At 72.9% G+C, this 14,493-nt stretch carries 12 protein-coding genes and 1 pseudogene; 6 read left to right on the top strand and 7 right to left on the bottom strand.

Translation table 11 applies throughout. The features are described 5' to 3' along the window. Window positions 1-89 precede the first annotated feature (89 nt). The 3 genes from CXR44_RS23105 to phoH2 all read left to right on the top strand — a co-directional run bounded on the left by CXR44_RS23105 (window position 90) and on the right by phoH2 (window position 3,030). Entirely contained in the window at window positions 90-671 is a 582-nt protein-coding gene (locus CXR44_RS23105) for a hypothetical protein (protein ID WP_101788188.1), read from the top strand. A gap of 55 nt (window positions 672-726) precedes the next feature. Further along, on the top strand, window positions 727-1,488 hold the full coding sequence (locus tag CXR44_RS23110) for an isoprenyl transferase (RefSeq protein ID WP_101788189.1): 762 nt from the start codon (window positions 727-729) through the stop codon (window positions 1,486-1,488). A gap of 213 nt (window positions 1,489-1,701) precedes the next feature. Next, window positions 1,702-3,030 carry an RNA 5'-3' helicase PhoH2 gene (phoH2, locus tag CXR44_RS23115; protein ID WP_245899370.1) on the top strand — a complete coding sequence of 443 codons (1,329 nt, stop codon included), beginning with the start codon at window positions 1,702-1,704 and terminating at the stop codon, window positions 3,028-3,030. A 1-nt stretch (window position 3,031) separates the two neighbouring features. Here phoH2 and CXR44_RS23120 read toward each other — a convergent pair whose 3' ends face one another. Genes CXR44_RS23120 through CXR44_RS23130 form a run of 3 tightly spaced genes read right to left on the bottom strand, consistent with a single transcriptional unit; the run spans window position 3,032 to window position 5,681 of the window. After that, window positions 3,032-3,571, bottom strand: coding sequence for a hypothetical protein (locus CXR44_RS23120; RefSeq protein WP_101788190.1), 540 nt, complete (start codon window positions 3,569-3,571; stop codon window positions 3,032-3,034). Then, window positions 3,568-4,980: a sensor histidine kinase gene (locus CXR44_RS23125; protein WP_101788191.1), complete on the bottom strand. Its 1,413-nt coding sequence runs from the start codon at window positions 4,978-4,980 to the stop codon at window positions 3,568-3,570. The genes CXR44_RS23120 and CXR44_RS23125 overlap by 4 nt, the downstream gene beginning before the upstream one ends. Before the next feature lie 26 nt (window positions 4,981-5,006). Continuing rightward, window positions 5,007-5,681 (bottom strand): response regulator transcription factor, encoded by a 675-nt coding sequence (locus CXR44_RS23130; protein WP_101788192.1) that lies wholly within the window; start codon window positions 5,679-5,681, stop codon window positions 5,007-5,009. Between the two features lie 383 nt (window positions 5,682-6,064). On the opposite strand from CXR44_RS23130, the gene CXR44_RS23135 reads away from it, so the two are divergent. Beyond that, entirely contained in the window at window positions 6,065-6,712 is a 648-nt protein-coding gene (locus CXR44_RS23135) for an aggregation-promoting factor C-terminal-like domain-containing protein (RefSeq protein WP_245899344.1), read from the top strand. A gap of 91 nt (window positions 6,713-6,803) precedes the next feature. After that, a complete protein-coding gene (locus tag CXR44_RS23140; RefSeq protein WP_101788193.1) occupies window positions 6,804-8,849 on the top strand; it encodes a glycosyltransferase family 2 protein in 2,046 nt (681 codons plus the stop codon). A gap of 33 nt (window positions 8,850-8,882) precedes the next feature. On the opposite strand, the gene CXR44_RS23145 is transcribed toward CXR44_RS23140, so the two are convergent. From CXR44_RS23145 to CXR44_RS23155, 3 genes are read right to left on the bottom strand one after another with little or no spacing between them, the layout of a single operon-like run. Continuing rightward, a complete protein-coding gene (locus CXR44_RS23145) occupies window positions 8,883-10,181 on the bottom strand; it encodes an MFS transporter (protein WP_101788194.1) in 1,299 nt (432 codons plus the stop codon). Window positions 10,182-10,235: 54 nt separating this feature from the next. Beyond that, on the bottom strand, window positions 10,236-12,095 hold the full coding sequence (locus CXR44_RS23150; protein ID WP_245899345.1) for a helix-turn-helix domain-containing protein: 1,860 nt from the start codon (window positions 12,093-12,095) through the stop codon (window positions 10,236-10,238). Continuing rightward, window positions 12,095-12,844 carry an SDR family oxidoreductase gene (locus CXR44_RS23155; protein WP_101788195.1) on the bottom strand — a complete coding sequence of 250 codons (750 nt, stop codon included), beginning with the start codon at window positions 12,842-12,844 and terminating at the stop codon, window positions 12,095-12,097. The genes CXR44_RS23150 and CXR44_RS23155 overlap by 1 nt, the downstream gene beginning before the upstream one ends. A 243-nt stretch (window positions 12,845-13,087) precedes the next feature. Here CXR44_RS23155 and trpD point away from each other — a divergent pair, with 243 nt between their 5' ends. Then, window positions 13,088-14,128, top strand: a complete 1,041-nt coding sequence (trpD, locus tag CXR44_RS23160; protein WP_101788196.1) for an anthranilate phosphoribosyltransferase — start codon at window positions 13,088-13,090, stop codon at window positions 14,126-14,128. A 64-nt stretch (window positions 14,129-14,192) separates the two neighbouring features. Here trpD and CXR44_RS41070 read toward each other — a convergent pair. Then, window positions 14,193-14,493, bottom strand: a pseudogene (locus CXR44_RS41070) (3-oxoadipyl-CoA thiolase); the annotation flags it as partial.

Consider the following 14,493-nt stretch of genomic DNA (forward strand, 5'->3'; position numbering starts at 1 on the left):
GCGGGGCCGGCCGCCTCGTGCCCGGGGACGGCAGGACTCTTGGGGGCTTTTGCGGGTTTAGCGAAGTTGGCGGCGGATATCCCACCGACGTGGGAGGACTACGTTGCGTCGATGGATCTTTCCTGACCGTCACGCCCGTCGCGTGCACGGACAGCGTGGGCGTGCCGTACGAGGTGACGCTCGAGCTCCGGCGCGACGGCACGCCGTACGGGACGGTGGGGGAGCGCTGTGGCTGGCTGCTGGCGCGGCTGGCGCGCGGCGTGGCCGAGGCGCGGTCCGGGCGTGGGGCGGCGGCGCGATGGCCCGATCCCGATGACAGGTTCCCCGACGAGGAGCCGGACAGCGAGCTGTTCGTGTTCCGCTACCGTACGAGGTCGAGCGTGGTGGGCGGCGGCGAGCTGCGTTGCCAGCTGCGGACGATCCCGCTCTGGGTGCCGCGGGCGGGGCGGCCCGGCCAGTGGCGGCTGACGCGCCGTGCCTTCGTGGAGGCGTGGGGGACGGGTGGCGTGGGCATGCGGGCGGTGCTCACGTCGGGAGAGCTGGCGGAGTTCGTGAGCGGGCTGGTGGACGAGGCCGAAGGATGCCTCGGCGGCCGGGGGCTGGCGCGAAATCCGGTTGAAGATCTCCCCAGGAATCCCGTTGAGGGGGCGGGCACAGGCGAAACGCGGTGATAATTGCCTGTTAGGTCATTCGGCCATTGGCACCGCACCACTGGGGAGGGACTCCGTGGGCCTGCGCGACCTGGTCTACCGGCTGTACGAGCGTCGGCTGGAGACCAAGCTGTCGAGGGACAGCATGCCCCGGCACGTCGGGGTCATCATCGACGGCAACCGCCGCTGGGCCCGTGCCATGGGCATGCGCGACGTCTCCAGCGGCCACCGCAAGGGCGCCGACAAGATCTCCGAGCTGCTCACCTGGTGCCGTGACACCGGCGTCGAGGTGGTCACGGTGTGGATGCTCTCCAACGACAACCTCAACCGGCCCCGCGAGGAGCTGGACCCCCTCCTGCGCATCATCGAGGACGTGACGCAGGAGCTGGTGGACCAGGGCTGGCGGATCAGCCCCGTCGGCGCGCTCGACCTCCTGCCCGACAGGACAGCCAATGTCCTGAAAAATGCGAAAGAAGCAACATCACACCGTCCGGGCCTGATTGTGAACGTTGCAGTTGGGTATGGAGGAAGACGTGAGATTGCCGATGCGGTGCGCTCACTCCTCCAGGAGCACGCCAGCAAGGGGGCGAGCATCGAGGACCTCGTCGAGGTTCTCGATGTCGAGCACATCGCGGAGCATCTCTACACTCGCGGTCAGCCCGACCCGGACCTTCTCATCCGGACGTCGGGCGAGCAGCGGCTGTCGGGCTTCATGCTCTGGCAGAGCGCTCACTCGGAGTTCTACTTCCACGAGGCCTACTGGCCTGACTTCCGCAGGGTCGACTTCCTGCGGGCGCTGCGCGACTATGCCGCGAGACACCGGCGTTACGGTTCCTGATGGGACATCTGGGTATCCAGTACGTAACGTTGGAAGTGTCCGGTCACAGGCCGGACACTCCGGAAAGGGCCCATCCTTGCGCCACGAACTGCCGAGGGGGGCCGGAACCCGGCGCCGACGGCACGTGACGGCCGAGGGCACGGGTCCGGTCCGATTCCCACCTCGTCTGCAGGGTGCCCGTTCCCGCGGGTGCCCGGGGGAGAACGTGTGGCAGTGTCCTCGAGCAACCCTTCCACCCAGCCCACCGAGCGCGAGCCGGGCAAGCGCACGTACGTGCTGGACACCTCGGTCCTGCTAGCCGACCCGGCGGCGATGACGCGCTTCGCGGAGCACGAGGTCGTCCTCCCGATCGTGGTCATCACCGAGCTGGAGGGAAAGCGGCACCATCCCGAACTCGGCTACTTCGCGCGCAAGGCCCTGCGCTACCTCGACGACCTGCGCGTGAGGTACGGCAGGCTGGACGAGCCGATGCCCACGGGGGACGGCACCATCAGGGTCGAGCTCAACCACAGCGACCCCTCCATCCTGCCCGTCGGCTTCCGCCTGGGCGACAACGACACCCGCATCCTGACCGTGGCCCGCGCACTGGCCGCGGAGGGCTGCGACGTGGTGCTGGTCTCCAAGGACCTGCCGATGCGGGTCAAGGCCGCCTCGATCGGGCTGGCGGCGGAGGAGTACCGCGCCGAGCTGGTCGTCGAGTCGGGCTGGACCGGGATGGCCGAGATGCAGGTCACCACCGAGGACGTCGAGACGCTCTTCGACAAGGGCACCGCCGACCTGGAGGAGGCCAGGGACCTGCCCACGCACACCGGTCTGCGGCTGCTGTCGAGCAAGGGCTCGGCGCTCGGCCGGGTGCTGCCCGACAAGTCGGTGCGGCTGGTGCGGGGCGACCGCGAGGTGTTCGGGCTGCACGGCCGCTCCGCCGAGCAGCGCATCGCGCTCGACCTGCTCATGGACCCGGAGATCGGCATCGTCTCGCTCGGCGGCCGGGCCGGCACCGGCAAGTCGGCGCTGGCGCTCTGCGCGGGCCTGGAGGCCGTGCTGGAGCGCCGCCAGCACCGCAAGGTCATCGTCTTCCGCCCCATCTACGCCGTGGGCGGGCAGGAGCTCGGCTACCTGCCCGGCACGGAGGGCGAGAAGATGGGGCCGTGGGGCCAGGCCGTCCACGACACGCTCGGCGCGGTGACCACGCCCGAGGTGATCGAGGAGGTCCTCGACCGGGGCATGCTGGAGGTCCTGCCGCTCACCCACATCCGGGGCCGCTCGCTGCACGACGCCTTCGTGATCGTGGACGAGGCCCAGTCGCTGGAGCGCGGCGTGCTGCTGACCGTGCTCAGCCGCATCGGCGCCAACTCCAGGGTGGTGCTCACCCACGACATCGCCCAGCGCGACAACCTGCGGGTCGGCCGGCACGACGGCGTCGTCGCGGTGGTCGAGAAGCTCAAGGGCCACCCGCTGTTCGCGCACGTCACGCTGACCAGGTCGGAGCGGTCGCCGATCGCCGCCCTGGTCACCGAGATGCTGGAGGACATCACCCTCTAGCTCACCTGAGATCTCCGCAGATGAACCGCCCCTCCGTCCTGGAGGGGCGGTTCTCGTACTGATGGACGATCTTGACCTGCTCGAAGGCGGCGTCCTGCTGGGCCGTGCAGACGATCTGGGCCTTGCCGAGCCTGGACAGCCGGCCCTGCCCCTTGACGAACACCGTCAACGTGGAGGTCCGCGGAAGCTGCACCTCATCGCGCTGCACGGGGTTGAGCGAGTCCTCGATGCCCTCGAACGTGAAGCCGCGCAGCGCGGTGTCACGGTCGCCGAGCGGCTGGCCGGAGGCCGCGAACAGGGCGGTGAGCAGGCTCTCGACCGTGTCCGACTCGACGTCGGCGGGCTCCAGCGCGAGCTGGCCGTTCTTCAGCAGGTAGATGGTCTTGGACGGCGGCGGCACCTCGACGGTCGGCGGCTTGGCCCGCTCCTGCACGTCGGTCGGCGCGATCCCGCACCCCGCCGCCGCCACAGCCGTCGCCACCGCCGTGACGAGCAGCGCCGCGCCCGAGCGCGTGGCTCCCAGGAGTCGCCGGCCGGTCATGCGCGGGGCAGCCAGACCGTGAAGAGCGTGCCGGGGTCCTGGGCACGCACCGAGACGGTGCCGCCGTGCAGGTGCACGTTGGCCCGCGCGATGGCCAGCCCCAGACCGCTGCCCTGGCTGCGGGCCCGCCCCGCCCCGGCCTTGTAGAACCGGTCGAAGACGTGCGGCAGCGCCTCCGGGGGGATGCCCTTGCCGTGGTCGCGTACCTTCACCTCCAGGCCGTTCTCCGTGCCGCGGGCGCTGACCTGCACCGGCGGTCCGCCGTGCTTGAGCGCGTTGCCGACGAGATTGGCCACGATCACGTCGAACCTCCTCGGGTCGAGGTTGGCGGCCAGGCCCTTCGGGGCGCTGACCCGTACCTCGCCGGACCAGCCGCGCACCTCCAGGCAGTCGTGGACGGCGTCGGCCACGTTCACCGTCTCCAGGTTGAGCGTGGCCGTGCCCGCGTCGAAGCGGCTGATCTCGATGAGGTGCTCGATCAGCTCCCGCAGGCGCTCGATCTCGCGGAGCACCAGCCGCACCGCCTCACCCGTGTCCGGGGGCAGCCGGTCGGCCTCCTCGTGCAGCATGTCGGCCACGGCCGTCATCGCGGTCACCGGCGTGCGCAGCTCGTGGGAGACGTCCGCCACGAACCTGCGTGACATGGCCTCCAGCGCGCGCAGCTCCGACACACTGAGCTCCAGGGCCGCCGCCGCGTCGTTGAACCTGGAGGTCAGCTCCGCCAGCTCGTCCTGCCCGTGCACCGGCAGGCGCGTGTCGAGCCTGCCCTCGCCGAGCGCCTGCGCGGCCGCGCTCAGCCGCCTCACCGGCAGCAGCACCTGCCGGGCCGACACCAGGGCGACGACCAGGGCGATCAGCACGACCGCCGTGCCGCCCTGGGTGAGCCGGGTCCTGAGCATGGACAGCTGGTTCTCCTCGGCGCGGAGCGGGAAGAAGACGAACGCCCGCAGCCCCGTGGCCTCGGCGTCCTTGCCGCTCTGGCGGTAGACCTCGGAGCCGACGATGAGCCACAGCTCGTTGTCGATCACCCTGCGCTGAGTGACGAGGTGCCCCTTGGCCCTGCCGTACAGCTCGTTCGGCACGTCGTCCATGGTCAGCGGGCCGTCGGAGTAGGTCAGGTCGCGATACTCCACCATGACGCTGCGGCCGGGCCCGTCGAGCGCCTGGGCCAGCGAGGCCAGCTCGGCGCTGCCCGGCGCCGCCTCGCCCGGCCGGAGCCGGCCGATGGGGAAGGTGATCCGGTCCAGCTCCCTCGTGACCACGCCGATGGCGTTGTCCTCGGCCCGCTGCACGAGGGCGGTCTTGGCGAGCTCGAAGCCGATCGTCGCCACCAGCACGGACGCCAGCACCCCGACCAGGGTGAAGGTGATGACCAGCCGCGCGCGCAGCCCGGTGGGGGGCCGCAGCACGGGCCGTGCTGCGAGCCGTGCTCGCATCACGGGGGGCTGAACCGGTAGCCGAACCCGCGGACGGTGTGGATGAACACGGGCTCGGCCGGCACCGGCTCGATCTTCGCGCGGACCCGCTGGACGCAGGCGTCGACCAGGCGCGAGTCGGCCACGTGGGTGTGGTCCCACACCTCGCGCAGCAGGTAGCGCCGGTTGAGCACCTGGCCGGGGTGGCGGACCAGCTCCAGCAGCAGCCGCAGCTCGGTGGGCGTCAGGTGGATCTCCTTGCCGGCCAGCGTCACCTTCAGCGCCCCCCGGTCGATCACGAGCTCGCCGAAGGTGATGCGGTCGGAGGTGGCCGACTCGGCCCGGCGCAGGATGGCGCGGATGCGGGCGTCCAGCACCCTGGGCTCGACGGGTTTGACCACATAGTCGTCGGCGCCCGCCTCCAGGCCGACGACCACGTCGAGGTCGTCACCGCGGGCGGTGAGCAGGATGACGGGGAGCTGGTCGAGCCGGCGGATGCGGCGGCACACCTCCACCCCGTCGATGCCGGGCAGCATCACGTCGAGGATGGCGATCTCCGGGCGGCGCGAGCGGATGTGCTCCAACGCCTCCTCGCCGGTCGCGTACGAGGTGAGCGAATGGCCCTGCCTGGTCAGCGCCAGCTCCAGAGCGGTGCGGACTGAGGGATCGTCTTCGACGAGGAGGATGCCGGCCACACGAACATTATTCGCCCCGGTCAGGCATGCTTCCGCCTAGTGTCATGAAACTGTGACAGCTCACTCACGCGACTACAAAGAACCCCGGTCACCCTGAAAGCGGTCCTCCCTTCGGTACGGGCGCCCGAAGGGTGGTCCTCGCGCCAGGATCCCGGTGCCGCCGGGGCCCACGGGAACTGTGAGGAAATTCACACCCGACGGGAAACGGCACGCCAAGCAGGCGATCACCATGAGAACACCAACCGAATGTCTCGTATCGGTTGCGGACCACCCCCCGGGACAGGGCAAGCTCATTGCTCGTGAGCCCAGGTCCGAAGGTGAGTGAGCGCCGCGCTTCCGCATCCCCCCGCTCGGCCCGCCGGCCGGCCCGCACACCGTCCCGGGTGAGGCCGAAGCGCGTGCTGGTCGTCGGCCTGTCCGCGGCGATCCTTCTCGGCGGCGGCGGCTTCACCGCCTACACCGCCATCCAGAACGCCAACACCCCGGTCAAGCCGGTGTTCGAGCTGGACGACATGGCAGCGATCGCCAGCGGCGACCTCTACACGCCCGACCCCGAGGCCGACGCGCTCAAGGCGGCGGCGGCCCAGGCGTACCGGGCCAAGAAGCTCAAGGACGGCCGCGCGGGCGGCGGCGGTCCCGGCGACTACTCCTGGGTCGAGGTCAAGGAGCGGGCGCCGGGCGGCGACGGCTTCCCGCCCGCCAACTTCCCGCCGGGCAGCGACCCCTCGCCGGGCAGCAACAAGGCCGTCGCCAAGGCGATGATGGGCTCCTTCGGCTTCGGCGCCGACCAGTGGGGCTGCCTGGAGAGCCTCTGGCACAAGGAGAGCGGCTGGAACGAGCGGGCGATGAACCGCTCCTCCGGCGCCTACGGCATCCCGCAGTCGCTGCCCGGCAGCAAGATGGCCTCCGCCGGCGCCGACTGGCAGACCAACGCCGCCACCCAGATCAAGTGGGGTCTCGGCTACATCAAGGGCCGCTACGGCTCGCCCTGCAGCGCCTGGGGCCACTCGCAGCGGGTCGGCTGGTACTGACGGTCTGGACGCCGATACCAGAGGGTCATCTTTCCCTCTGCAATCGGCAAGCCGCCGCGTCCCCTGACGGGGGTGGGCGCACGCTGGCCGCATGGGTGTGAAGGTCAGTGTGATCGTCGATGTCCACAATCCCGGTGATACGGCCGACGCGTGCCTGCGCTCCGTCCTGGAGCAGACGCTGCCCGCCGACGAGTACGAAGTGATCTTCGTGGACGACGGGTCCACCGACGGGATCGCCGAGCGGCTCGACACCGTCGCCGCCGTCCGCCGCAACGTCCGCGTCGTCCACCTGCCGCACACGGGCTCGCCGCTGCCCGGCCGCAACGTCGGCATCGCCGCAGCCCAGGGCGACTACGTCTACCTCATGGACCAGGGCGACCGGCTGGAACGCGACGCCCTGCAGCGGATGCACGACCGGGCGGTGGAGACCGACGCCGACGTGCTGGTCGGCCGGCTGGTGCGCGACTCCGGGCCGCCGGTCAGCGCCTTCCACCGCAGCCGGGGGCGCGCCGACATCCTGCGCGACCGGCTGTTCGCCCTGCTCACCCCGCACAAGCTCTACCGCCGCGCGTTCCTGCAGGAGCACGAGCTGAGCTTCGACGAGCCCGGCGGGCACATCGCCGAGCAGGCCTTCGTGGTGCGCGCCTACCTGCAGGCCAAGGTCGTCTCGATCCTCGCCGAGCACGTCTGCTGCCACCTCGGCGAGCGTCCCGAGCCGGCGGACGACCCCCGTACGGTCGTCGCCGAGCTGCGGGCGCTGCTGGACGACATCGACGCCCACATCGGCGAGGGGCGCCACCGCGACCGCATGTACGGCTACTGGTTCCGCTCCACCGTGCTCAGGCCGTTCCTGAGCAGCGGGTTCGCCGCCTCGTCGGCCGACCGGAGCGTGTACTTCCGGCTGCTGCGCGGCCTGGTGCTCGACCGGTTCCCCGAACGGCTGGACCGCTACCTGCCCGTCCAGCTCCGCGCCGTGGCCACGCTGCTGCGCGCCGGGCGGCTCGACCAGCTGGTCCTCCTGGCGAACTCGACGCGGCGGGCCGGCCTGCGCGCCGACCTGACCGAGGTCCGCTGGGACGCCCACGTGCTCGTGCTCGCGCTGACCGTCGAGGTGGTGGGGGGCGACGGCCGGCCCACCAGATTCCGCGCCGAGGGCGACCGCCTGTTCTGGATCCCGCCGCGCTCGCTCGACGCCGGCCTGCTGCCCGACGCCGTCACGGACGTCACCTCCGCCGTCGAACGGGCCCGCCTGGAGGTCTACGTCCGGCACGCGGACACGGGCGTCGTCCACTTCCTGCCCGTGGCCTACCGGGTGGAGCGCATCCAGGACGGGCGCCGCCACACCCGCGTGCAGCTCGTCGGCGAGGCCCGCGTGGACGTGACCGCCGCCGCGATGGGCGAGCCGCTGCTGCCGGGCCAGTGGGAGGTGCACGTCCGCATGTACGGCGGCGCGCACCAGGCTCGCAGCCGCGTGCGCCGGCCCGAGGGCCCGCTCAACTGCCTCGGCGTGCTGTCGCAGCGGCCCAGGTCCCGGCTGGTGCTGCCGTGCTGGACCGACACGGGCGAGCTGGGCCTGGCCGTCGAGCCGCGCTCGTTCCCCGAGTCGATCGCGCTGGTGTCGCCGGCGGTGACGGTCCGGCGGCAGGGCGGGCACCTGTACGTCGTGCTGCCCGTGCCGTACGTGCCGCCGAGCGGCGGGCCGCCGCTGGAGCTGGTGCTGCGCAGCGGCGCGCGAGGCGCCCGCGAGGTGTGCGCCCCGGCGCTGGTCGAGCCCGGCGTGCCAGGCGAGATCGCGGGGCAGCTCGTGGCCAAGGTGCCCGTCAAGCGGATGATGCCGGGCGCGGACGAGCTGGGGCCGGGCCTGTGGGCGGTGTCGCTGCGCACCGCCGAGGAGGAGGCCGGGCTCCGGTTCGCGCTGGAGTTCCGCCGGGGCAGGGCCGCGGTCCGGCCCGTCGCCGCCGTCACGCCCGCCCGCCGCTCGCCGCTCGGCCGCGACACGGCCCTGCACCGGCTCGGGCGGCGGCTGCCCGGAGCGCGGCACATCGTCCGGCTGGCCCGCGCCGGCAGGCACCGCTACCTGAAGGACGCCAGCGACGTGCAGCGGCCGAAGGAGGCCAAGAGCCCGCCCGTGCGGTGACCTCTCCGGCGACCGCACGGGCGGGCCCGGCCGTCACGCGCGGATCCGCTCCGCCAGGTCGCGGCCCTGCGTCTCCCGGGCGGCGAAGACCGCGATGAGGGTGAGCACGGCCGCCCCGCCCAGGTAGACGGAGATCGGCAGTCCGCTGCCGAACGCCTGCAGCAGCGCCACCGCGATGACCGGCGCCAGCGCCCCGGCGACGATCGCCGACAGCTGCGCGCCGATCGAGACCCCGGTGTAGCGCATCCTGGTGCCGAACAGCTCGGAGAAGAAGGCCGCCTGCGGGCCGTACATCATGCCGTGGAAGATCAGCCCCACGGTCACCGCCAGCGTGATCGCCAGGAAGTTGCCCGTGTCGACGAGCGGGAAGAACGCGAAGATCCACAGGCCCACGCCGGCCGCCCCGGCCAGGTAGATCGGGCGGCGGCCCACCCGGTCCGACAGCGCCCCCCACAGCGGGATCGTCGCGAAGTGGACGACCGAGCCGATGAGCACGGCGTTCAGCACGGTGGAGTTGTCGATGCCGCGGGCCTTGGCGTAGGTGATGACGAACACCGTGATCAGGTAGAAGGAGATGTTCTCCGCCAGCCGCGCGCCGATCGCGGTGAGCACGTCGCGCCAGTGGTGGCGCAGCACGCCGACGATCGGCGCCGTCTCCTCCGGCTCGGCCTGCTGGAAGACCGGAGACTCGGTGATGGTGAGCCTGATCCACAGCCCGATCAGCACCAGCACGCCGGACAGCAGGAACGGCACCCGCCAGCCCCAGCTCAGGAACGCCTCGTCCGACTGCCAGGCGGCGAGCACGGCCAGCACGCCGGTGGCCAGCAGGTTGCCGCCCGGAGCGCCCGCCTGCGGCCAGGAGGCCCAGAAGCCGCGCCTGCGCGCGTCGCCGTGCTCGGAGACGATCAGGACCGCGCCGCCCCACTCGCCGCCCAGCGCGAACCCCTGCACCAGCCGGAGCACCGTGAGCAGCAGCGGGGCCGCCGTGCCGATCGCGGCGTGCGTCGGCAGGCAGCCGATCAGGAACGTGGCGGCGCCCATCAACAGCAGGCTGACCACCAGCAGCGTCTTGCGGCCGAACCTGTCACCGAAGTGGCCGAAGACCAGGCCGCCGAGCGGCCGGGCGACGAACCCGACCGCGTAGGTGAGGAACGCGAGGAGGGTGCCGGTCAGGGGATCGGCCTCGGGGAAGAACAGCTTGTTGAACACCAGCGCGGCCGCCGAGCCGTAGAGGAAGAAGTCGTACCACTCGATGGTGGTGCCGATCAGGCTCGCACCGACGATCTTCTTGATGGAGGCGGTGCCGCCGGCCTTGTTGTGGGGAGCGTCCATGCCGTCACGCTAGGGAGTGACGGGCGTCACTCATATGGGGGCCGGGCCCACACTCTACGGAGTGGATGTGTGGCCGAGCCGGTGCAGGCGCAACGCCAGCTGGATCTCCAGGGCGCGCTCCGGCTCCGTCCAGCCGTCGCCCAGCAGCCGGGTGACGCGGTCGAGCCGCTGGGTGACGGTGTTGACGTGGATGTGCAGGGCCTCGGCCGTACGGGAGGGGGACGCGCCGGTGCCGAAGTAGGCGGCGAGCGTGTCGGCCAGCGCGGTGCCCCGGCGGGCGTCGTAGTCGATGACCGGGCCGAGCGCCGAATGCACGAAGCCGGGCACGTCGCGCTCCTCGCCGATCAGCAGGCCGACGAAGCCCAGCTCGGCGGCGTCGGCGCCGTCTCCGGCGCGACCGAGCGCGATGAGCGCCTCCGCGCAGCGCCGTGCCTCCCGGTGGGCCGTCGCCACGTCGGGCGACCGGCCGCCGGCGACCGCCGCCCCCGCGGTCGCGGCCGCGCCGAGCGAGGCGCTCAGCTCGGCCGCCACGCGGCGCGCCAGCTCGCCGGCGTGCTCGCCCGGCAGCAGCAGCACGACCTCGTCGGCCCGGCCGGCGGCCAGCCCGTGGCGGAGCGCCGCCTGCGACGACGCCCAGAACGCGGCCCGCTCGCGCTGCCCGTCGTGCCTGACCACCACCACGACGTGCGGGGCGCCCAGGTCCACGCCCAACCGGCGGGCCCGGTCGGCCAGCCCCGGAGTGCCGGGCCGGGCGATCAGGTCGTCGAGCAGCTCGCCACGTACCCGCCCCTCGGCCTCCGCGACGCTCCTGCGGAACAGCAGCAGCAGCGCGCAGACCAGCGCCGCCCGTTCCAGGATGCGCTCGTCGGCGTCGTCGCTGCGCAGGACCAGCGTGCACAGGGGCTCGCCGCCGACGTCCACCGACGCGATGCGCAGGTCGGCCCGGCGCACGGTACGGCCCAGCGCCCGGGACGCCTGCGCCGCCTCGAACACGCCCGCGTCCAGCTCTCCCACGCCGTTGTCCAGAGGACCGGTGATCGGCCTGCCGAGGTCGTCGAGCACGACCAGCGACCCGCCGAGCACGTCGGTCACCACGGCCGCCACGTCCTCGATGCCGCCGCCCCGCAGCACCAGCGAGGTCATCCGGTCGTGCGCCAGCGCGGCCCGCTCGACCGCCTCGGCGTGCGCCCTGGCCGTGCGGTGGGCGCTCGACAGCTCCTCCAGCGCGTTGCGGGTCTCCTGCAGCAGCCGGGCGTTGTCGATGGCGACCGCCGCGTGCGCCGCCAGGCTGGCCAGCAGCGACACCTCCTCCTGGTGGAACGGCCGGGCGCTGCGGTTGGCGGCGAACAGCACGCCGATCACCCGCTGGCCCAGCCGTAGCGGCACGCCCAGGATCGCGACGAGGCCCTCCTCCAGGACGGCCTCGTCGATGTCCTCCTTGTGGTGGAAGCGGGCGTCGGCGAAGTAGTCGGCCGTCGCGTACGGCACGGCCGTCTGCGCCACGAGCCCGCCGAGTCCGGCGCCCATGGCCAGCCGCAGGGCCCGGAACTTCGCCGAGATCGACCCGTCCGTGACCCGCATGTAGGTGTCGCCCCGCTCCGGGTCGTGCAGGGTGAGGTAGGCCGTGTCGGTGGCCAGGAGCTGCCTGGCGCGGTGCACGATCGCCTCCAGCACCGCGTCCAGGTCGCGCAGGGCCGCCAGGTCGCCGGCCGTGTCGTACAGCGCCGACAGCTCCGCCTCACGCCTGGCCCGCCGCCTGAGCAGCGCCCGCACCCGCAGCGCCTCGATCTTGGCGCGTTCGAGCTCCTCGATCGCGGCCGGATCGGCGCCCGCCGCCCTGGCCTCGATGATCGGCCCCTCGAACTCGACGGCCGACGCCTCCCGGGCCAGCAACTCCAGGAAACGCCTGGCCACTAGCGCGCCGTCCAGCCGCCGTCCACCGGCAGGGAGACGCCGGTGATGAACGAGCCGTGCGGCCCGCACAGATAGGCCGCCAGCTCGGCCACCTCCTCCGGCTCGATCAGCCGTTTGACCGCCGCGGGCCGCAGCATGATGTCCGTCACGACCTCGTCGGGGGCGATGCCGTGCGCCCTGGCCTGGTCGGCGATCTGCCCCGTGACGAGCGGCGTGCGCACGTAACCGGGGCAGACGCAGACGGAGGTCACCCCGTGGGCGGCGCCCTCCAGGGCCACCACCTTGGAGAAGCCTTCGAGCGCGTGCTTGGCCGTGATGTAGGCCGACTTGTACGGCGAGGCGCGCAGCCCGTGCACCGACGAGATGTTCACGAACCGGCCCCAGCCTCTGGCGTACATGCCGGGCAGCATCCGCCGGGCGATCAGGAACGGCGCCTCCACCATGACTCTCAGCATGCCCGCGAACACCTCGGGTGGGAACTCCTCGATGGGCGCGACGTGCTGGAACCCCGCGTTGTTGACCACGATGTCGGCGTCCGGCGGCAGGGCGCCGGCGAAGTCGGGGTCGCCCAGGTCGGCCACGACCGCGCTGCCGCCGATCTCGGCCGCCACCTTGCCGGCCGCCTCCGCGCTCCGGTCGACGACGACCACGGCCGCGCCGCCCGCGGCCAGCCGGCGGGCGCACGCGGCGCCGATGCCGCTGCCGCCTCCCGTCACCAGCGCGGTCCGCCCCATCAGCTCATCCGCCATGCCCTCGACCCTAAGCCGCCGGTGGGGGCGGGCAGCATGGCGGCGGACGACATAGATCGTTCCTCCGCTATGTGGGTGAGTGCGGCTGGTAGGGTTTGCGGCATGACCGCGTATCCGCTGCTGTGGTGGGCCGCCTCCTAGGCGGACCCGCAGCGCATACGCAACCCGGCCGCCTCGGCGAGGCGGCCGTCGGCATGTCCGGGAGCCCCCCGTCGAGACCTCGACACACGAAAGGGCGTCCTTGTGACCACCACCTGGCCTTCGCTGCTTTCCACCCTCCTCGACGGCGGTTCGCTCACCTCCCGGCAGGCCGCCTGGGCGATGGAGCGGATCCTGACCGACGCGGCCACGGACGCGCAGATCGCGGCGTTCGCCGTGGCCCTGCGCGCCAAGGGAGAGACCGTGGCCGAGGTGGCGGGTCTGGCCGACGGCATGCTGGCCCACTCCTCGGCCATCAGGATCCCGGGCGACACGGTCGACCTGGTCGGCACCGGCGGCGACCGCTCCGGCACCGTGAACATCTCCACCATGGGCGCCGTCGTGGCCGCCGCAGCCGGCGCCCGCGTCGTCAAGCACGGAGGCCGGGCCGCCACCTCCGCCTCCGGCGCGGCCGACGTGCTGGAACGGCTCGGCGTGCGCATCGACCTGCCGCCCGCCGCCGTCGCCCGGGTCGCGGAGGAGGTGGGCATCACGTTCTGCTTCGCCGCCGCCTTCCACCCGGGCTTCCGACGGGCCTCGGGGCCGCGCCGGGAGCTCGGCGTGCCCACGTTCTTCAACTTCCTCGGCCCGCTCACCAACCCGGCCCTGCCCTCCGCGCAGGCCGTCGGCGTCTCCGACGCGCGGATGGCGCCCGTCGTGGCCGGCGTGCTGGCCGAACGCGGGGGCTCGTCCCTCGTCTTCCGCGGTGACGACGGCCTGGACGAGCTCACCACCACGGGCCCGTCCACGGTCTGGGTGGTGCGGCGGGGCAGGGTCACCAGCACCCGCTTCGACCCGGCCGACCTCGGCCTGCCGCGCGTCCGCCCGGCCGACCTGCGCGGCGGGGACGCCGCCCGCAACGCGGCCGTGGCGCGGGCGGTGCTGGCGGGCGAGCCGGGGCCGGTGCGCGACATCGTCCTGCTGAACGCGGCGGCCGCGCTGGTGGCGGCCGACGGCGCCCCGCCCGCCGCCGGCCTCACCGAGGCGCTGGCGGCGGCGGTCAAGCGCGCGGCTGACGCGATCGACTCGGGTGCCGCCACGTCCCTCCTCGACCGCTGGGCCGCCGCCACCACCCGCCGGCCCTGACCCGCTCATCGGCTCCCAGGCGTCTCGTGAGCGTGAGCCGCCGGTCCGGCGGGCCGCTGAGGGGTCAGCGTTCGAGGACGACGGCGAGGCCCTGGCCGACGCCGATGCAGAGCGCGGCCAGGCCGGTGCCGGAGCCCGCCTCGGCGAGCTGGTGGGCGACGGCGCCGGTGATGCGGGCGCCGGACGCGCCCAGGGGGTGGCCGAGCGCGATGGCGCCGCCGCGCGGGTTGACGATCGCCGGGTCGAGGTCGGGCAGTTCGGCCAGGCAGCCGAGCACCTGGGCGGCGAACGCCTCGTTCAGCTCGGCCACGGCCAGGTCGCCGAAGCCGCGGCCCGCCTTCGCCAGCGCCTTGCGGCTCCCCCCC

The sequence above is a fragment of the Nonomuraea indica genome (assembly GCF_002850745.1).
Lineage (GTDB): Bacteria > Actinomycetota > Actinomycetes > Streptosporangiales > Streptosporangiaceae > Nonomuraea > Nonomuraea indica.